16 protein-coding genes are annotated in these 19036 nt (G+C 71.7%); 8 read left to right on the forward strand and 8 right to left on the reverse strand.

Annotated features, from left to right (window positions below):
- Nucleotides 1-67: 67 nt before the first annotated feature.
- The 3 genes from Ani05nite_RS26130 to Ani05nite_RS26140 all read right to left on the reverse strand — a co-directional run bounded on the left by Ani05nite_RS26130 (nucleotide 68) and on the right by Ani05nite_RS26140 (nucleotide 2844).
- The gene (locus Ani05nite_RS26130; RefSeq protein ID WP_203772499.1) at nucleotides 68-760 is read right to left on the reverse strand and encodes an ABC transporter permease; all 693 of its coding nucleotides are present in this window, start codon (nucleotides 758-760) and stop codon (nucleotides 68-70) included.
- Between the two features lie 223 nt (nucleotides 761-983).
- Entirely contained in the window at nucleotides 984-1787 is an 804-nt protein-coding gene (locus tag Ani05nite_RS26135) for a DUF7064 domain-containing protein (RefSeq protein ID WP_203772501.1), read from the reverse strand.
- 34 nt (nucleotides 1788-1821) lie between these two features.
- Nucleotides 1822-2844, reverse strand: a complete 1023-nt coding sequence (locus Ani05nite_RS26140; protein ID WP_203772503.1) for a ParB/RepB/Spo0J family partition protein — start codon at nucleotides 2842-2844, stop codon at nucleotides 1822-1824.
- A gap of 750 nt (nucleotides 2845-3594) precedes the next feature.
- On the opposite strand from Ani05nite_RS26140, the gene Ani05nite_RS26145 reads away from it, so the two are divergent.
- Genes Ani05nite_RS26145 through Ani05nite_RS26160 form a run of 4 tightly spaced genes read left to right on the forward strand, consistent with a single transcriptional unit; the run spans nucleotide 3595 to nucleotide 7392 of the window.
- Entirely contained in the window at nucleotides 3595-4737 is a 1143-nt protein-coding gene (locus Ani05nite_RS26145) for an acyl-CoA dehydrogenase family protein (protein ID WP_203772505.1), read from the forward strand.
- The gene (locus tag Ani05nite_RS26150) at nucleotides 4734-6230 is read left to right on the forward strand and encodes an amino acid adenylation domain-containing protein (protein ID WP_203772507.1); all 1497 of its coding nucleotides are present in this window, start codon (nucleotides 4734-4736) and stop codon (nucleotides 6228-6230) included. The genes Ani05nite_RS26145 and Ani05nite_RS26150 overlap by 4 nt, the downstream gene beginning before the upstream one ends.
- Entirely contained in the window at nucleotides 6227-6520 is a 294-nt protein-coding gene (locus Ani05nite_RS26155; RefSeq protein WP_203772509.1) for an acyl carrier protein, read from the forward strand. The genes Ani05nite_RS26150 and Ani05nite_RS26155 overlap by 4 nt, the downstream gene beginning before the upstream one ends.
- Nucleotides 6517-7392 carry an alpha/beta fold hydrolase gene (locus tag Ani05nite_RS26160; RefSeq protein WP_203772511.1) on the forward strand — a complete coding sequence of 292 codons (876 nt, stop codon included), beginning with the start codon at nucleotides 6517-6519 and terminating at the stop codon, nucleotides 7390-7392. The genes Ani05nite_RS26155 and Ani05nite_RS26160 overlap by 4 nt, the downstream gene beginning before the upstream one ends.
- Before the next feature lie 67 nt (nucleotides 7393-7459).
- Here the strand turns inward: Ani05nite_RS26160 and Ani05nite_RS26165 are convergent, their stop codons facing one another.
- Nucleotides 7460-8497, reverse strand: coding sequence for a methyltransferase (locus Ani05nite_RS26165; RefSeq protein WP_203772513.1), 1038 nt, complete (start codon nucleotides 8495-8497; stop codon nucleotides 7460-7462).
- A 303-nt stretch (nucleotides 8498-8800) separates the two neighbouring features.
- Here Ani05nite_RS26165 and Ani05nite_RS26170 point away from each other — a divergent pair, with 303 nt between their 5' ends.
- From Ani05nite_RS26170 to Ani05nite_RS26180, 3 genes are read left to right on the forward strand one after another with little or no spacing between them, the layout of a single operon-like run.
- Complete coding sequence (locus Ani05nite_RS26170; RefSeq protein ID WP_203772515.1) at nucleotides 8801-10111, forward strand: hypothetical protein; 1311 nt, start codon at nucleotides 8801-8803, stop codon at nucleotides 10109-10111.
- On the forward strand, nucleotides 10108-11292 hold the full coding sequence (locus tag Ani05nite_RS26175; RefSeq protein ID WP_203772517.1) for a cytochrome P450: 1185 nt from the start codon (nucleotides 10108-10110) through the stop codon (nucleotides 11290-11292). The genes Ani05nite_RS26170 and Ani05nite_RS26175 overlap by 4 nt, the downstream gene beginning before the upstream one ends.
- 34 nt (nucleotides 11293-11326) lie before the next feature.
- Complete coding sequence (locus Ani05nite_RS26180) at nucleotides 11327-12484, forward strand: cytochrome P450 (protein WP_203772519.1); 1158 nt, start codon at nucleotides 11327-11329, stop codon at nucleotides 12482-12484.
- A 1074-nt stretch (nucleotides 12485-13558) separates the two neighbouring features.
- Here the strand turns inward: Ani05nite_RS26180 and Ani05nite_RS26185 are convergent.
- Together Ani05nite_RS26185 and Ani05nite_RS26190 are read right to left on the reverse strand one after the other, a co-directional pair.
- Nucleotides 13559-13924 (reverse strand): VOC family protein, encoded by a 366-nt coding sequence (locus Ani05nite_RS26185; RefSeq protein ID WP_203772521.1) that lies wholly within the window; start codon nucleotides 13922-13924, stop codon nucleotides 13559-13561.
- 184 nt (nucleotides 13925-14108) lie between these two features.
- Complete coding sequence (locus tag Ani05nite_RS26190; protein WP_203772523.1) at nucleotides 14109-15008, reverse strand: thioesterase family protein; 900 nt, start codon at nucleotides 15006-15008, stop codon at nucleotides 14109-14111.
- Between the two features lie 292 nt (nucleotides 15009-15300).
- Here Ani05nite_RS26190 and Ani05nite_RS26195 point away from each other — a divergent pair, with 292 nt between their 5' ends.
- Nucleotides 15301-16191, forward strand: a complete 891-nt coding sequence (locus tag Ani05nite_RS26195) for an ABC transporter ATP-binding protein (protein ID WP_203772525.1) — start codon at nucleotides 15301-15303, stop codon at nucleotides 16189-16191.
- A 341-nt stretch (nucleotides 16192-16532) separates the two neighbouring features.
- Here Ani05nite_RS26195 and Ani05nite_RS26200 read toward each other — a convergent pair whose 3' ends face one another.
- Nucleotides 16533-17807 (reverse strand): condensation domain-containing protein, encoded by a 1275-nt coding sequence (locus tag Ani05nite_RS26200; protein ID WP_203772527.1) that lies wholly within the window; start codon nucleotides 17805-17807, stop codon nucleotides 16533-16535.
- Nucleotides 17795-19030, reverse strand: coding sequence for a cytochrome P450 (locus Ani05nite_RS26205; protein ID WP_203772529.1), 1236 nt, complete (start codon nucleotides 19028-19030; stop codon nucleotides 17795-17797). Before Ani05nite_RS26205 ends, Ani05nite_RS26200 begins: the two co-directional genes overlap by 13 nt.
- Nucleotides 19031-19036 lie beyond the last annotated feature (6 nt).

Below are 19036 nucleotides of genomic sequence, written 5' to 3' on the forward strand. Positions count from 1 at the left end.
GCGTATCGCGGGGCGGACCGGAAATTAACCGCTCGTCGTGAGGTCCAGGCGTACGGGGGAGGCGGCGTCAGGCGAAGAAGCTCTTGCGCTTCTCGTGGTCGTACAGGACGGCGGAGAGGACGAAGCAGCCCACGGCCATGGCCAGCAGGATGCCCACCGGCCGCAACACGTCACCCACGCTGCCGTTGTCCACGATGACCCGCTGGAAGCCCTTGAAGGACCAGTACACCGGCGAGGCCGGCGCGATCGCCTGCACCCAGCCCGGGAACGATCCCACCGGCGACAGCGCGCCGCCGACGCCGACCAGCAGCAGCGCCGCGATGCTGATCAGGGCGTTGAGCTGGTTGATGCCCGAGCACACCACCGTCAGCAGCAGCCCGAAGCCGACCTCGACCGCGACCAGCGCGATCGCCACCAGGGCGACGCCCAGGATGCTGCCGTGGAAGTCCAGGTCGAAGATGATCCAGCTCAGCGGGAAGAGCAGGGCGTACTGGGCCAGGAAGACCACGGACAGCGGGATGAGCTTGCCCACCACGACGTCGATCGGCCGGGTGCCGCTGGCCCGCAGGCGGTCCCAGGTCATCCAGCTGTGGTCGCGGTAGAAGGCGATGCCGATGGCCGACAGCCCGAAGAAGCCGAACAGCGCCGCCATGCCGGGGACCGCCTGCGCCGGCCCGCCCACCAGGCCGTCGGAGAAGAACGCCAGCAGCAGGCCCGGGATGATGATGAGGATCACCACGACCCACGGATCGGTCCTCATGATGCGTGCTTCGTGGCCGGCAATCGCCAGTACTCGCGGCTTCGTCATGATCCCCTCAACGGCAGTCCGGTGTGCTGCGCGGTGCCTTGGAATGCGGCTGCGCAGCAGGCGTCGTCCCGAATCCTCGCCACCGGGCCGGTCCCCGCGCAACCACGGAAGATGGGCGCGCGACTGGGGAAAGTTGTCAGTCAGACACGGCGCGGGGCCGGCCGGCGCGGGGCGCTCAGCGGGATCCGCGCACGGGCACGTTGCGTTCCCGCCAGCCGACGCCGTGCAGGGTCCCGCCGGCCCGGACGAGCGTCATGGCCCGGACCAGCCGGCTCGGCCCGCCGGCGGAGGCCGGCAGGTCCACAGTGACGTGCCCGACGTCGGTGAACTCCAGCAGGGTGTCGTTGATCCGCATCGCGTGCGCCTCGACCGCGACGTCCTGTACGGGCTCGGGCGGCCCCCCGGGGGCCAGCAGGTAGCCGTCGGGCGGGATGCGGCCCCGCGCGTCCAGCAGGGTGGCCTGGTAGCGGGTGCCGTCGGAGAGCCAGCCGGCGCACCAGCTCCAGCCCAGCCGTCCCCAGTCGCGGATGCCCCACGACTGGTCCCGCTGGCCCGGCCCGTTGACCGGCAGGCAGGCGCCGTCGACGCGGACCGTCCCGACGGCCCAGCCCGGCTGCTCGAGCCGCTTGCCGCGCTCGTAGGCGTATCCGGCGGTCTGCGCGCGCCACGTGAGGTCCAGGGCGAATTCGGCGCCGTCCGCGGCGAGGTGCCAGCCGCCGGCGGAGGGCTCGACCAGGAACCGGAGGGACGGATCGGCCGTCCCCCACGGCGCGCCACGGTCGCCGGACAGCGGGCGTTCGACGGTGCAGCCGACCGCCCGCGGACCGGTCGTGAGATAGGCCCAGAACGAGCGCCGGCCGAGCCGCGGATAGTCCCCGACGCGCACGAAGCCGCCCACGGAACCGTCCATGGCCGCGAAGTCGAAATACCAGGACTCGCCCCACAGCCGGTCCGGGCCGGGCTCGTGTGCCTCGGTCATCGCCGGGGCCGCCGGATTCCGCTCCCGGTGGCCGTCAGCACTGTTCGAGAGCGTCGCGGCTGCGCATTTCGCTGGCGAATTCGAGCCAGGCCTCGGCGATCGAGCAGGCCAGATCGGCGACCAGGCACATGCAGTGATCGGGCAGGCGGGTGGCCAGCGAACCCCAGTCCTTCTCGACCTGCTTGCTCTCCGAATGCAACCAGCGCAACATGGCGCGGCCGTGTTCGGTCATGCGGATGGCCGGATCCCGGCTCAGATTCTGCAGGATCTCGTCACGGCACCGCAGCGACGGGAACTGTTCCGCCTTGATGTATTCCTGGAGCTTGCGCTCACGCGTGTGCCGCTCGGTGTGGCTGCCCGCGCGCCGGCGGGTCGGCACCGGGTCCTCACCGCGGCGCAGCCGGTCGCGAACGTCGCGGACCGTGCTGGGGGAGATGCCGGCCTTACGGGCGATCTCCCGCGAGGAGGACTCCGGGTTGAGGGTGATCAGCTCGCTGGCGAAGCGCCGGCCGTCCACCGTGCTGAGCGGGCGGACCCGGCCGTCGCGGCCGATCCGGTGGTAGACCTCGGGAACTTCGGACAGGGAGTCGGAGCGGATGGCCCCGACCGTCTTCGCGGAGAGCCCCGACACCTCGGCGATGGCGCGGTCGGACCAGTGCGGGCTGGACTGCACGATGCGCGCCGCGGCGGCCTTGCGGTCCGACAGCGAGAGCGGCAGGCCGTGCTTGACGTTGGCCTTGACCGCCATCACGAAGGCCTCGGCGTCGTCGCCGTCGTAGAACGTCGCCTCGATGGTGCGTTCGCCGCGCAGGATCGCCGCCTTGAGGCGGTGCATGCCGTCGATGACACGCATGGTCGGCCGGTGCACAAGAATGGGCGGCAACTCGTCGGTGAATTCCGCGAGCGAGCGGATATGCTCCAGATCCTCGCCTTGCAGTCGCGGGGAATCGGCGGGCAACAAATGCTCGATGGGAAGGCTTGCGGTCTCCCCGATCAGCCGCGCCGGTGCCGAAGTCGCCACGAGCACCGAGCCGCGAAATGGTGGTTCTTCATCCACGCAGGTAGCCATCGTGTGTTTCCCCCCGTTGCCATGGTGTATAACCCCTGCCCTAGCGGGTGTCCTTAACATTCTCCGTGGTGAAGGGTTTGTCAACCGCCAGTTCGATCTCTGTCGGTGATCGTTTCAAAGGGATGTCCAAGTTGGACACCAAGATCTCGATAACGGCTGCCGTGATCTTTTCGGTGAGCGTGCCGACTACTTTAGTTGAGGATTAAATGAGTGCGGGATTGCGCATCTGCGCGATCATGATCGTCGATCATTGGAGCGACGAGCGGTGGAGCCGGGGGCCGCGGGCCGGCCGGGCCTGGCCGGCCGCTCGCGGGCCCGGCCCGCGCCCCGACCGGGTGGTTGGCGAAATCGGTCAGGACCTCGCCGGCGGGGCCGTCGTGGGCCGCCCGTCCGGGCCCGGCCGGCGCGATAGGGCGCGGCAACTGTCGGCTGGTCGACGCAACGGTGTGGCGGGCAGCACGGTGGCGAGGTAATGGGCCGCATCCGATGTATTCAGCGATACCGACGGCATGTCGGTTGATCTACCGAAGAGTCCGTTGTGTACGGGTGGCAATCCGGCCGAACACGGACCAGTGCGCCGATAGCAGGGGCATTTCCCCCCATCGGGGCAGAGCCCGCGGGCCTTTCGCCCACCGGGTGAGGAATTGACGCGCTCGACAGCCGGTTGCCGCTGTGTCACATTGCCAACGGCCGCGTCGCCGACCATGCCCTTTTCCGCCCGGACGAGATGGTGTGCGTATGGAGTTCGATCTCAGCGAGGCGCAGCGCAAGCGTTTCGACGAAGTGCTCGCCGGTGTTCGCGCGCAGTCGCCGGACGTCCGCAGCGAGGGACAGTTCGCCCCGTTCACCTGTGCGCAGTGGGCCGCCGCCGCACGCCTCGGGATGACCGGCCTGTGCCTGCCGGCCGAGGACGGCGGGGGCGGGCTGGGCGCCCTGGACACGGCGCTGTGCCTCGAGGCGTTCACCGAGGGCGGAGCCGACACCGGCCTGGCCTTCTCCGTCGCCGCCCATCTGCTGGCCTGCGCGGTGCCGGTACGCGATTTCGGCGCCGGCCCGGTGCGCGGCGAACTGCTCGCGGGAATGGCGAACGGCGCACTGATCGCGGCCAATGCCATGACCGAGGACGAAGCCGGCTCGGACATCGGCACGCTGCGCACCACGGTCGTTCGCGACGGCGACGACTACGTCGTGAACGGCGCGAAGTCGTACGCCAGCAACGCCCCGGTCGCCGACGTCCTGGTCGTTTACGGCACGTCCGACGCCGATTCCGGTTTCCTGGGCCAGACCGCGCTGGCGGTGCCCCGGAATCTGCCGGGCGTCACCGTCGGCGAGCCGTTCGCCAAGATGGGCCTGCACGCCTGTCCGGCCGGCCGGGTGGAGTTCCGCGAGTGCCGGGTGCCGGCCCGGTACCGGCTCGGCGCCGAGGGGCAGGGCAGCGCGATCTTCCAGCACTCCATGGCCTGGGAGCGCAGCTGTCTGCCCGCCGTCTACCTGGGCCAGATGCGCCGGCAGGTGGACAGCTGCGTGGCCCACGCCAAGCAGCGGCGGCAGTTCGGCCGCCCCATCGGCGCGTTCCAGGCGGTGTCGCACCGGATCGCCACGATGATCCAGCGGCTGGAGGCCGCCCGGCTGCTGCTCTACCGCGCCTGCTGGCTGCTCGACCAGGGCCGGCCCGACCCCGCGGCGACGGCGATGGCCAAGCTCGCCGTGTCGGACGCGACGGTGGCCAACAGCCTGGACGCCGTGCACGTCTTCGGCGGCTCGGGCTACCTGGCCGGCGCGGGCGTCGAGGCCCAGCTGCGCGACTCGGTGCCCAGCGTCATCTTCTCCGGCACCAGCGACATCCAGCGCGAGATCATCGTCAACCGAGCCGGGCTATGACGCTGCACCAGCTCGCCATCGACGCGGCGGCGCGGTATCCGGACCGGCCGGCGGTGTCCGGCGCGGCCGGCGTGCTGAGCTACGCCGAGCTCGACCGCCGAGCCAACGCCCTCGCCGCCCGGATGCGCGCGGCCGGCGTCATCCGCGGCGACCGGGTGGTCATCCGGGCCGAGAAGTCGCCGGACGTGGTCGCCGCCATGCAGGCGGTGCTGCGCCTGGGCGCCGCCTACGTCCCCGTCGACCCGGCCACCCCGGACGCCCGGGCCGCGGCCGTGGTGCGGGACTGCGCCGCCCGGCTGGTGTGCGTGACCGGATCGCGGCCACCGGCGGACGGCGACGGCGCGGAGCCGGAGGTTCCCCGGCTGGACCTCGCCGAGGCCCTGCCGGCCGACGCGGAGCCGGTCAACGAGCCGGCCGGCCCCGATGACCTGGCCTACATCCTCTACACCTCCGGCTCCACCGGGGTGCCGAAGGGCGTGTGCATCAGCCATCGCAACGCCCTGGCGTTCGTGCGCTGGGCGGCGGCGGAGCTGGCCGTGGTGCCGCAGGACCGGTTCGCCAACCACGCCGGGCTCACCTTCGACCTGTCGGTCCTGGACATCTACGCGGCGTTCGCCGGTGGCGCCATGGTGCACCTCATCCCGAACGAGCTCGCGTACGCGCCCCGGAACCTGGTCGAGCTGCTGGCCGCCCAGCGGATCAGCATCTGGTACTCGGTTCCCTCGGCGCTCACCCTGATGATCCGAGAGGGCGGCCTGCTGGACCGGCCGGCGCCGCCCGCCCTGCGCGCCGTGCTCTTCGCCGGCGAGCCCTTCCCCATCGTCCACGTGCGCCGGCTGGCCGCCTGGAGCGGCGCCCGGCTGCTCAACCTCTACGGCCCGACCGAGACCAACGTGTGCACCTTCCACGAGGTCGGGCCGGCCGACCTGGCCCGCGACCGGCCGGCGCCGATCGGCGCGGCGGCCAGCGGCGACACCGTGTGGGCGGTCACCGCCGACGGCGGCCGCGCAGGGGTGGGGGAGGAAGGGGAGTTGTGGGTCGAGGGCCCGACGGTGATGCTCGGCTACTGGGGCCGTGCCAGGCAGCGGGGGCCCTACCCCACGGGCGACATCGTCCGGGTGCTGCCGGACGGCGCTCTGGACTACGTCGGCCGGAAGGACCTGATGGTGAAGGTACGGGGATACCGGGTGGAGCCGGGTGACGTCGAGTCGGCGCTCGCGGCCCACCCCGATGTCGAGGAGGTCGCGGTCGTCGCGACCGGGGTGGGCACGGACGCCCGGCTGGAGGCGTACGTGGTGCCCGTGGCGGGGCGGACGCCCGGGGTGCTGACGCTCAAGCGGCACAGCGCCGAGCGGCTCCCGCCGTACATGATCGCCGACCGGTTCCACCTCGTCGCCGGGCTTCCGCGCACCGGCAACGGCAAGGTGGACCGCAAGGCACTCGCCGGTAACGGCCATCACCGGCCGGCCGGCGGAGAGGAGACGAGGGCGTGACCGTGCCCGAGAGCCAGGTGGCTGACGAGCTGATGGGGTTCATCCGCACCGAGTTCCTCGACGGCGACCCCGCCGGCGAGCTGACCGACGAGACGCCGCTGCTGGCCTGGGGCGTGCTCGACTCGTTCAAGACGGCCCGGCTGCTGAGCTTCATCGAGGACGAGCTCGGTTCGCCGATCCCGCCCGCCGAGCTCTACGCCGGCAATTTCCGCGACATCCGCAGCATCGCGGCGATGGTCCACGCCAACGGCGGCCGCGCGCGGGCGGCGCGGCAGGACACCGCCCAGTGACGGCTGACGCGGGGCAGTCCGGTTACGTGGAGCTGCCCGCGGGCCGGTTCCACTACCGCCGCTGGGCGGCCGGGCCCGAAGCCCCCAGCGTGATCCTGGTGCACGGCAACGGCAGCTCCTCGGCCACGTGGTCGCGGGTCGCGCCGGCGCTGCACGCGGCGGGACTGCACGTCCTCGCCCCGGACCTGCGGGGCAGCGGGGCCAGTGTCAGACCGCCGGTCGGTTCCTACGGCCTGCCGGAGGTCGCCGCCGATCTGCACGATTTCATCGACGCCCTGCGGTTGCCGGCTCCGCTGCTCATCGGCCACTGCTGGGGCGCCGCGGTGGCGCTCACCCTGGCGACCGGCGCCTCCGGCGGCCGGGTGCCGCCCGCGCTGAGCGGGCTGGTGCTCGAGGAGCTGCCGTCCGACATGGCGGCCACCGAGGACCAGCCGGTGGTCCGGGACTTCCTGCGCATGATGCGCGGTTCCCGGGAGTACGCCCGCAGCTGGGTGGACCTGATCTGCCGCAGCTGGCACCCCGCCGACCGGGAGAGCCTGCTGGCCGACGCCTGGGGCACCGACGTGGACGTCTACCTCAGCGTCATCAAGGACGGCGCGGGCGCCGGGCCGCTCCTGCCGCACCTGGCCCGCCTGGAGCTGCCGGCCCTGGTCCTGCGGGGCAACCCGCGTCGCGGCAGCATGCTCAGCGACGGCGACTGGCAGCTGACCCGGCGGCTCCTGCCGGGGCACTGCGCCGCGTACGAGTTCTCCGACAGCGGCCACGAGGTCCACCGGAGCGACTGCGCGGGGTACCTGCGCCTCGTGGAGGACTTCCTGCACGCGACCGTCCGGCCCGGCCGCCCGGGCCTGCCGTCGACGTTGCGCGGCTGAGACACACACCGAAGGAGGCCGGCTCGACCTCGGTCGAGCCGGCCTCCATCGTGAGCCGTCCGCGCGCTCAGGTCGCGGGCACGGCCTCGATCAGCGGGAACATCGGCGTCCGGATCACCCGGTTCAGCCGCAGCCCGGCGCCTTCGAGCAGCGCGCGCAGATCCTCCTCGGGCCGGGCGCAGCCGCCGCCCATGGCCAGCAGGATCAGGTCGTACGTCTTGCCGACCTCGTCGGTGTCGCCGGGGTAGGCGACCGGCTCGTGGATCAGCAGCCTGCTGTCGTCGCGCATCGCCTCGCGGACCCGGGTGAGCAGCTCGTGGGCCTTGTCGTCGACCCAGGACCAGAGCACTCGCTTGAGCAGATAGGCGTCGGCGCCGGGCGGTACGCCGTCGAAGAAGCTGCCGCCCACGAAGTCGCAGCGACCGGTCAGCCCGGCCTCCTCGAACACCTTGGGCGCGTTCGCCACCACGTGCGGCTGGTCGAACAGGGTGCCGTGCATGTGGCGGTACCGGGCCAGCAGGCCGGCCAGGAACATCCCGTTGCCGCCGCCGAGATCGACGACCTCGTGGACGTCGGCCCAGTTGTCGTAGGACGACAGCAGGGTGCGCACCTCGAGGCGGGTGCCGGCGGCCTGGGAGCCGTCGAACCGCTTGCTCTCCTCGGGATGCTGGGCCATGTACTCCCAGTAGCCCATCTCGTGGACGTACTCGAAGGACGAGCGCCCGGTGCGCAGGGTGTAGTCGAAGCGCGCCCACGCATGCAGATCGCCGACCAGGAACGGATAGGCGTCGCGGACCGACACCGGATGGTCGGTGCGCAAGGGCTGGGCCAGCGGGGTCAGGGCGAAGACCCCGGGCTCGCACTCGGTGAAGATTCCCTTGCTGGCGACCGCACGCATCACGCGCAGCAGGGCCCCCGCCTCGGCGTCACAGCGCTTGGCGAGGTCTGCCACGGGCAACGGTCCGTCGACGAGGTGATCGGCGACGCCCAGATCGCAGACAGCTCGAATTGCGAAGGGAATAACGTAGTCAGCCAGTTCAGTCAGTCGCCGCACCGATTCTATGTCGATGCGGGGACGGCTGGCCGTGCGGACATCGTCGGGCATCCCGTTCTCCTTCTCTGCCGATACAGGGAATTCGATATCAGGGAATTCGGAATAGTCGCAAGCGACCGGGCGGCCACACCATGATCATTTTGGCTTGCCCGGGGGACCGGCCAACTGTGGCGAACGCGCAGTCGCCCCTGGCCGGGGCCGCGGCCGTTGATTGTCAAGGGTGTACGCCGCCGTCCATTGTCGACGGCCGCGTGGACGTCGCCGCTGTTGCGTTCGGCGAAGGGGCTGCGATACCCATGAGCAACCCATCGGGGGACGAGGTTGCTCCCCCGGACGACCCCTGAGGGTGAGGCCATGACCAAAGCACGGTGGGACGTCCGCCCCTATCTTCGCGGCCTCGTCGTCGACGCCCTGGGAATCAGCAGGCCGCCGAAGAATCCGGCACCCCCCGACAAAGGCCCGTCCATCGTCGTGCTGCCGTTCGAGAGCGAGAGCGCCGACGACGAGTACCTCACGGACGGTGTCACGCAGGACCTGACGAACAACCTCGCGCGCAGCAGCCGGGCCGTGTTCGTCATCTCCGCCGACTCCGCCTTCTCCTACAAGGGCACCAACCCCGACCCCACCAAGGTCGGCACCGAGCTCGGCGTGCGGTACATCCTGCGCGGCTCGGTGTCGCGCAGCGGCGACCGGCTCGGGATCCACGCGGAGGTCATCGAGGCCCACCCGGGCAAGACCCTGTGGTCGGAGTCGTTCGAGACCGAGCTCACCGACACCCACGCGGTTCAGGTCGAGATCGTCGAGAAGATCCTCGGGGCGGTGGGCTTCGAGCTGGAGTCGGCCGAGCTGGAACGCTTCGCCAAGCCGCCGACCAAGCTGCGCTCGGTCGAGGCGCTGTGGCGCGGTTACTACCACATGCGCCAGCTGCACCACAAAGACCTGCTGGCGGCGCGGGCCCTGTTCCAGAGCGCCATCGACGACGACCCCCAGCTGGCCAGCGCGTACGGGCTGCTGGCGGGCACGTACACCCAGGAGCACTCGCAGGGCTGGAGCCTCGCCCCGGGCCACCTGGACCACGCCAAGGAGCTCGCCACCAAGGGCGTCCAGATCGACCCGGACGCCGGCGTCTGCCACGGCATCCTCGGCGTCGTCGAGATCTCCCGGGGCAACTGGCGCCAGGCGGTCCGGCACGAGGACCGGGCCATCGCCCTCGACCCCTGCGTGACCTGGCCGCACGCCCTGCGCGGAGTGGCCCTGGCCCAGGGCAAGCAGCGCCTGGAGGCCAGCCGCTCGATCAAGCGGGCGCTGCGCCTGGACCCCCGCCCGCCGCACGGGCTGCTGATGGCCCTGGCGTACATCAACCTCGGCGCCGGGCGCAAAACCGAGGCGATGGACCTGCTCGAGAAGGTACGCCGGGAGAACGAGGACAACATCCTCGTCCGGATCGGACTGACCGCCTTCCACCAGCGCGAGGGCGACAAGGCGTACGCCCGCGAGCTGACCCAGCAGATCCTGCGCATCAACCCGGACATCACGGCCGAGATCGCGAAGGGTTTGATCCCCACCCTCGAACAGGTCCACCCGCGCAGCGAGGTCATCCGGTACGCCGACGACCTCGCGGCGGCCGGTCTGCCGCGCGACTCCGAGAAGGCGGGACTGCGATGAGCGTCGTCTACAACCCGTTCGACCCCGCGTTCATCGCCAACCCGTACCCGGTCTTCAAGGAGCTGCGCGCCGAGGACCCGTGCCACCAGATCATCGGCGCCGACGGTGTGGTGCTGCTGACCCGGTACGACGACATCGAGCGCTTCCTGCACGACCGGGCCCGGTTCAGCGTCGACCACCGCAACCTCAAGCTGGGACCCGAGCAGGACCTGGAGTACGAGGACATCTCCGTCATCCTGTTCCGCGACCCGCCGCAGCACACCAAGTGGCGCCAGCAGCTGGCCAAGGGGCTCACGCCCGCGCACATCGAGGCGTACCGGCCGCGGCTCACCCAGCTCATCGACGAGCACCTCGACGTGCTGGAGGAGAAGGGGCAGGCGGACTTCCTCGGCGACGTCGCGACCCCGATCCCGTTCCAGGCCATCTGCGAGCTGCTCGGCATCCCGGTGCAGGACTGGGCCCAGGTGCACGCCTGGGTGTCGGACATCGTCAACCTGACGGAGCCGGTGGCCAGCCCGGAGGTCACCAGCGCGATCGTCCGTTCCCGCGACGAGATGCGGGCGTACCTGCGGGACGTGTGCGCCCACAAGCGCGCCAACCCCGGCAACGACGTCATCTCCCGGCTGCTCACGGTCACCACCGGCGGGTTCACCGAGGAGGAGCTGGTCAACCACGTCATGCTGCTGAACGTCTCCGCCCCGGAGCCGACGGCCAGCCACCTCGCGTACGGCATCCTCGAGCTCACCCGGCACCCGGAACAGGCCGCCGACCTCCGCGACGACCCCGACCTCGACCGCAACGCGGTCGAGGAGCTGCTCCGCTACGAGGCGCCGCTGCAGATCACCGGGCGCTACCCGCTCGAGGACATCGAGCTGCACGGCCGCACCATCAACGCCGGCACGGCGGTCGTGATGTCGCTGGCGTCCGCGAACCACGACCCGGACAAGTGGGGACCCACCGCGGACGAGCTCAACCTGCGCCGGCCGCGCGCCAACGAGCACCTCTGCTTCGCCCGCGGCATCCACACCTGCTTCGGCGCCGCGCTCGCGCGGATGCACGGCCAGCTGACCTTCGGCCGGGTGGTCCGCCGCTTCCCGAACCTCGCGCTGGTCGAGGAGCCGACCTGGAACACCCTGCTGAACCGGCGCGGCCCGACGCAGGTGCAGGTCTCGGTCCGCTGACCCGCCGCCGCCGACCCCCGAAAGGCAACCGTCCATGAGCTCCGCCACGGAATTCGACCCGCTCAGCCCCGCCATGCTGGAGAACCCCTTCCCGGTGTACGCCGAACTCCAGGAGAAGGACCCGGTGTTCTGGCACGAGAAGGTGGGCGCCTGGATCATCACGCGCTACGAGGACTGCCGCGACGTCCTCATGAACGCCGAGCTGTTCGTCCGCGACCCGCGCCGGGTCGGCGAGGTCTCCGGCGACACCGACGCGAGCATCCAGACCCTGGAGGCGGAGCGCCAGAGCGAGCTGCGCCGGCTCATCATCGGCTCGATCCACTCCCAGGACCTCAAGGAGATCGGCGGCAGCGTCCGGTCCTGCATCGACCGGATCTTCGACAACGTCGCGGCGGAGCCGTCGTTCGACTGGATGGTCGAGGTGGCGGCGCCGCTCGCCGGCACGATCACGGCCGAGTTCCTCGGCGTGCGCCAGCCCGACCCGCGGATCTTCAAGGCGATCGGCGAGGGCATGGCCCGCAAGTTCGACGCGGACCTCGGCGAGAACGACGCCGAAGCGGGCCGCCGCATCCGGGAGGGCTTCGGCGCCCTCGTCGACATGTGGCTCAACGCCGAGGACACCCACGGCACGATGCTGACCCTCAAGGAACGCGCGGCCGAGCTGGGCGTACCCCTGCCGGTCATCAAGAACAGCGTCGGCCTGCTCTTCATCGGCAGCTACGGCACCATCTACGCCTCGTCCGGCAACCTGGTCCGGCTGCTCATCGAACGACCGGACGTCTTCGCCGAGCTCCGCAACCCGGACCTGCTCAGCACCGGCATCGACGAGTTCATCCGGTACGACGGACCGACGCAGGCCACCAGCCGGGTCGCGACCCGCACGACGGAGATCCGCGGCGTGACGATCCAGCAGGGCGACCCGGTGTTCATCGTGCTGGCCGCCGCCAACCGCGACCCGGATCAGTTCCCGCGGCCGCACGAGCTGGTGCTCGACCGCAAGCCGAACAAGCACCTCGGCTTCGGCTGGGGTCCGCACTCGTGCGTCGGGTCGCTGTTCGGCCAGCTCGCCCTCGGGGAACTGGTCCGGGCCCTGCACGACGCGCCGGCGCTGCGCATGACCGGCACGCCGGTCCGGCTCCCGACGACGACGGTACGCAGCATCGCCTCGCTGCCGGTGTCGTTCCAGGGCTGAGGACGGAGCGGCGCCCGATCCCATCCTCTTGTACAGCGGGGTGGGATCCGGGCCGCCCATTTCCCGGCGCTGGTGGCGGCCGCTGCCATGCTTCCGGCGCCCACCGACGTGGAAGGCGCCGGCGCCTGGAGCCGGCGCCTGGAGCCGGCGCCCGGAGCCAGCGGCGGTGAGCCCGGAGCGGCACGGCGCGACGAAGGTGGTTCGGTCTCGTTCGCCGGGGAAGAGCTGCCGCAGGAACTCGGCTTCGGCTCAGGCATGACCGGGCGGCGCCGGTTCACCGCGGCGGGTGCGGTTACGAGCATCACCCGATCCGCGACGGCAGCGGCACACCGGTCTCCATGCTCAGCTTGGGCGCCAGCGGGCGCGACATCAGTCGTGCACTCGACCTGCTCGACGGCTGCCCACCGATCGCCGGCCTCACACGCGCCCGGTATCAAGGGCTTGGGCCGGCTGCGCTACGGCGTCGAGCGGAACTTCGCACTGCTTCATCGATCCCGCCCGCTCTCCGTGCGGTCAATGCCGACCCGGCGGGATGCCGATGCATTCCTTCCCGCATCCCCACCGCGAAGGCTCGCCGTGCCGGCGTGCCGTTCTGGCCGTGCGGTGCCGTTCTGGCCGTGTCGTGCTGTGCCGGCGGTGCCGTGCTGGCCGTGCCGCGCCGTGCTGGCTGTGCCGGCCGTGTCGTGCCGTGCTGGCTGTGCCGTGCTGGCTGTGCCGGCCGTGTCGCGCCGTGCTGGCCGTGCCGTGCTGGCCGTGCCGGCCGTGCCGGCGGTGCCGTGCTGGCCGTACCGTGCCGTGCCGTGCCGTGCCGTGCCGGACGTGCCGTGCTGTGCCGGCCGTGCCGTGCCGTGCCGGACGTACCGGCGCGGCCTGCGCAGCGCCGCCCGTCCGGCCGGGTCGGTGACTCCACTCAGCCGTGTCGGCGGCTTCCCGGGGCCGTGCTCAGCGCTCCGTGCCATCCGGCCCCACCCCGGACCATCGTTCCGGCATAGGCGCCCGAGCGGCGGCAAGACCCCCGCTTCGGCCGAGGCGGGGCCCGCGGGTGGGCGACTGTCCCTCAGGCCCGAGGACCGATCACGACCGCGACGTCGTGAGCTGCCACGTGTTCCCCCACTTGTCCCGTACCGTCGCGCGCCGGTCGCCCCACGGCATGTCCGTGGGGCTCTCCTCGGCCGTCGCTCCGGCCTCGACCGCCCGGGCGAAGGCCGCGTCGGTGTCCTCCACCTGAACCAGCAGGAAGGCAGGCGTCGTGGTGTGCACGCCGCCGCCGTCGCTGACCAGCACGAGCGAGTCACCGAGGCGCAGCTCGACCGGGCGGTCGCCCACCGCCTCGCCCTCCGCGCCGAGGACCCGACGGAGGAAATCGGCGACGCCCGCTGGGTCGTCGGTGATGATTCTCGGCGTTACGGTCGGCCGGTTCGCTGACTCGGAGATGCCCATTGTCGCCCCTGTTCGCTCAACGCTGTCGGACGCGCCATTCTAGCGCTGCCGGAAACGCGATGCGGACGGTGTGGACACTGCGCAAAATAGCAGCGGGCGGCAATGCCCGCGGCCACGCCGCACCGAGCGGCGGGAATGGCAGCGGGCACTGCCGCCCGCCGGCGGCGCCCGTCGAAGGGATCGGTCAGGAATCCCGCAGTTCGAACCAGTTCTTCTCCTTGCCCTCGTTGACCTTGGGCTCCGAGAAATCGTGGTAGGTCATCTGGGAATTGGCGGTGACGAGCAGTTCGCCGGCCTCGGTCCACAGCCGCGTGTCGGCGCCGAGGACGCCGTCGCCCACGTAGGTGCCGTTGGCGTCGGCGAGCAGCCAGCCCGCCTCGGGGTGGAAGGTGTGGAAGTCCACGGTGAGGTTCAGCGTGGGTGCGATGAACGTCAGTGGGGGAGTGAAAGGGTCGGCGACCACCGGGAACTGCATCGCCGCGGTAATGATCAGGTAGCGGCCGGCGTCGACCCACGGGTCGGTCAGGCCTTCGCCGCCGCGCATGCGCTGCCAGCCGCGGATGTGCGCGTCCCGGCGGGGCGTGTACTTCTGCTGCTCCGGGGTGAGGTGGTCGACGTTCGGGTAGTCGTGCGGGCCGTTGAGTCCCCGGATCATTCGGAACTCGATGTTCTTCCAGAACGGCTCCTCGCCCATCAGCTCGACCACGTCGCCGTCGAGGATGGTGTCCTCCAGCTCCTCCGGCCGCGGCGACTGGGGCGCCTCCCGCCAGGTCACGTTCGGGCTCCAGTGCCCGGTGGCCGCGCCCGACACCATCGCGACGAGGATGTCCTTGCCGTTCTGCGTCATCTTCACCAGATGCGAATCGGCGCGCTCGGTCTTGAGCAATGGCGTGACCTCGAGTTCGGCCGGGCCGAAAGTCGCCTCGCTCAGATAGTGGGTCGTAATGCTGACCGGTCGGAACATTGAGCTCGACGCCTGGGCGGCGCGCAGCGCGATCGCGCTCAGATAACCGCCGACCGGAACCCACATCTTCCAGTCCTCGGTGACTTCCGCTCGGTACTTTCCGTCCGCCGTCCGCTCCACTGCGGTTTGCTGCTCTAGACTGGTCATAGGCGATTCCTACCATGGTGGGACCCCCGTCGAAAGCAGCGCGATATCCACCGGCGACCGGGCGGAAATCGGCCACTGGCGGCCCGCGCCGGCGGCTGCGCCGGGGGGTGTCGACTGTGGGCTTTACTCACTTGGACAGCAGCGGCGCCGCCCCGTCCGGGCGGCCGTCCGCGCTTGGCCACTCGCGGTGGGCGACCGATACGGGCTTCGATGGCAGGATGGGCGAGACCGCTGGGCCGCCCTTCGTGAGCCGCCGGGAGAGCGCATGAGTGTGGAGAAAGCCTTGGGATCCGTCGCCGTCACCTCCAGTCAGCCGGCCGCGCGCGTGCGCGGGCTGCGGAAGTCCTATGGCGACGTGGTCGCGCTGCAGAACCTCGACCTCGACATCGCCTCGGGTTCCGTGGTGGGCCTGATCGGCCGCAACGGCGCCGGTAAGACCACCGCCACCCGGTGCATCGCCGGGTTGCTGAGGCCGGACGCGGGCGAGGTGCAGATCGCCGCGAGCGCCACCCCGGGCACGTCACCCATCTCGATCGCCACCCAGGAGATCGAGCTCTACCCGGGGCTGAACGTGGCGACCAACCTGACCTTCTTCGGGCGCATCTCCGGGGTGCCCGACCCGGAGCGGATGCTCACGGAGGTGGCGGCCGAGCTCGAGATCGAACCGCTGCTGACCAAGCTGCCCAAGGAGATGTCGATCGGGCAGCAGCGCCAGGTCCACGTGGCCGCGGCGCTCATGGCGACACCGCGGCTGCTCCTGCTCGACGAGCCGACAGCCGCCCTGGACGTCGCCGCCCGCGCGGCGGTGCTGGCCGCGGTCGAGCGACGCCGGACGGCCGGCGTGGGCGTGCTGTTCTCCAGCCACCAGCTGCGCGACATCGAGGCCGTGTGCGACTCGGTGGTGCTGATCCACGAGGGCGAGGTCATCGCGGCCGGCCGGGTCGAGGACCTGATCACCGAGTACGGCGGCGCCCGGATCGAGGTGACCGTGGACGGCAAGGTCCAGGTCATCGACGGCGAGGACATCCCCGCGGCGATCGCGCAGGTGACGGCGGGCGGTGGCCGGGTCGAGGCGGTGAACGTCATCAAGCCGTCGCTGGAGGCGGTTTTCCTCACCCTCACCGGCATGCGCGGCTCGGACGTCGAGGGCATCTGAAGCCGGTAGAGGAGCGCCGGCGAGGGGCCCGGCAGCGCCGGGCGCCGAAGACCGGCTGAACCTGGCGGGCGCGGCGGCGAGGGACCCGGCAGCGCCCGGGCAGCAACGGCTGGGTGACCCCGGCGCGCCGGCGAGGGATCCGGCAGTGTCCGGCAGCGAGGACCGGCTGAACCTGGCGGGGCGCGACGGCGAGGGACCCGGCAGCGCCCGGGCAGCGAGGGCCGGCCCGAACCCGGTGGGTTCCGGGCTTCTGAATCAAGGAGGGCGCGGGCGAGGGGCCGGCATCGCCCCGTGTCGGGCGTATGGAACCCCGATGACGCCGCCGCAGGACGAAGGCCCGGTCACCCTCGCGGTGACCGGGCCTCCTGCTGCGCGGCCGCCTTCGCGGTGCGGACGTAGTCGCCGACGAGCCGCGTCGCCACCGCGTCGTCGAGCCGGGCCCGGTTGTAGCAGAGCACCACGCGCAGCCCGCCGTTCTGCGGGTACAGCTGGAACTCGCACTGGAACCGGCTGCCCAGCTGGTCCACCACCACGATCTCGGCCTCCGCGCCGGCCACCCGCAGGCGCGCCGGCAGCTGCGGCACGAGCTGGAACATGACGTCGTCGGGCCGCCGGTCGTGCTCGGCCAGGATGTCGCCGCGCAGCAGCTGGTACGGCATCCGCTGGTGCACGAACGCGTCCATCGCCGTCGCGTGGGTGCGGCGCAGCACCTCGCCGAAGTCCGCCGGGTCGTCGATCCGGGTGCGCAGCACCGCCATGTTGGCCAGCAGACCGACGGTGTCCTGCAGCTCGGGCCGGGTCCGGTTGGCCATGAACGAGGCCACCGCCAGGTCGTCGTCGCCGGTGAGCTCGCGCAGCACCAGGTAGTAGACGGCGAGCATGGCCGACGCGACGGTGGTGCGGTGCTGCCGGGCGATCCGGCCCAGGGCGGAGACCGTGGCGGCGTCGATCGTGTCGGTGACGCTCGCGCTGACCCACGGCGCCCCGGGCGGCGTGGGCCGCAGCGGCAGCCGGGGGACCCGGGCGCCGGTCAGGTGGCCCGTCCAGTACGCCCGGTCGGCGGCCATCTCCGCGCCGGCCAGCCATTTCTCCTGCCACTCGCAGAACTGGGCGTACTGCCAGCGCACTGCGGGCAGCGCCGGGCCGCCGCCGGTGAGCGACTGCAGGTCCCGCACGATCAGTCCGCAGGAGGCGCCGTCGGTCACCGCGTGGTGCAGGTTGACGCACAGGCCGTGGTCGTCCGGGCCGAGCCGGAACAGCGTGACCCGGGTGGGCCACTGCTCGGCGTCGACCGGCCGGAACACCTCGGTGGTGACCGCCTCGCGCAGGGCGCCGGCCGGGTCCGGCGAGCTGATGTCCCGGCGTTCCATCAGCACCGGCCGGGGCTCCTGCACGAGCTGGGTCAGCCGGGCGCCGCGCCCGGTGAACGTGGTGCGCAGGCTCTCGTGGCGGGCGTGCAGCGCCGCCAGGCCGGCGCCGAGGCGCTCGGTGTCCAGCGGCCCGCGCAGGCGCAGCACCACCGGGCAGTTCGTGGATCCGTGCCGGCCCCGCCACTGTTCGAGCACCCAGAGCAGCCGCTGGGCCACCGACGCGGGGACGCGCCTCACCTCGGCCATACCGTCACCGGCTGGGCCGAGAAGCCGCGCAGCACCAGGCTGTCGCGGCGGACGAACTTACCGCGCGGCGCCAGGCCGCCGGTGGCCGTGACCAGCGCCCGGAGCGCCGCGACCAGCTCCACCTTGGCCAGTCCCGCGCCCAGGCAGCGGTGGTGGCCGTAGCCGAACGCGAGGTGCGGGTTCGGGGAGCGTTCCAGGTCGAACGCGTCGGCGTCGGCGAAGGTCTCGTCGTCGCGGTTGGCCGAGCCGAACAGCACCAGCAGCCGCGCGCCGGCGGGCAGGTCGACCCCGCCCAGCCGGTCGTCGGCCACCGTGGCCCGCCACAGCCCCTGCACCGACGTGTCGTACCGCAGGGCCTCCTCGACCACCGGCTCGGCCAGCTCGGGCGCGGCCCAGAGCCGGCGGCGCACCTCGGGCCGGCGGACCAGGGTGTCGATGAGGTTGGTGAACAGGTTCGTGGTGGTCTCCACGCCGGCGACCAGCAGGAAGGCGCAGAACGCCATCACCTCGCGGTCGGAGAGCCCGGCGGCGTCGGTGGCGGCGACGACGCTGAGCAGGTCGTCGCTGGGTTCGTGCTTGCGCCGGCGGATCTCGGTGTAGAAGTAGCGGAACATGTCGTAGCCGCGGCCCAGCCGGGTGTCGGTGGCGCCGTTGGCGTCGAGATCGTCGGTGATCACCGACGCCCACTCGCGGAACTCGTCGCGCATCCCGGTGGGCACGCCGAGCAGCTCGGCCAGCACCAGCACGGGCAGGGGAGCGGCGAGGTCGCGGTAGATCTCCGCGTCGCCGCGTTCCGCGTTGGCCACCAGGTCGGCCACCAGGTCCGCCGCGACCCGCTCGATGCGCGGGGTCAGCCGGGCGATCGCGGAGCGCCCGAACGGGGCCAGCACGGCGCGCCGCAGCCGGCTGTGCTCCGGCGGGTCGGTCGCGATCAGCACCCGGACGCCGGGGGCGCCGATCCGGTAGTCCACCGACTGGGGCGCGTGCAGGCTCTGCACCGCGCCCATGCCCAGCTGCGACGAGAACCTGTACGGGTCGCTGAGCACCTCGACCACGTCGGCGTACCGGGACACCACCCACAGGTCATGGTTGGCGAGGTAGCTCACCGGCGCCTGCTCGCGCAGCCACCGGTACCCCGGGTACGGGTCCGACACCGTCGCTGCCTGGTCCGGATCGAAGGGGCAGGAGGGCGGGAGTTCCGCCGCCCGGTGCGGTGACTTCATGCCTGC

This window comes from Actinoplanes nipponensis (assembly GCF_016862275.1).
Taxonomy (GTDB): domain Bacteria; phylum Actinomycetota; class Actinomycetes; order Mycobacteriales; family Micromonosporaceae; genus Actinoplanes; species Actinoplanes nipponensis.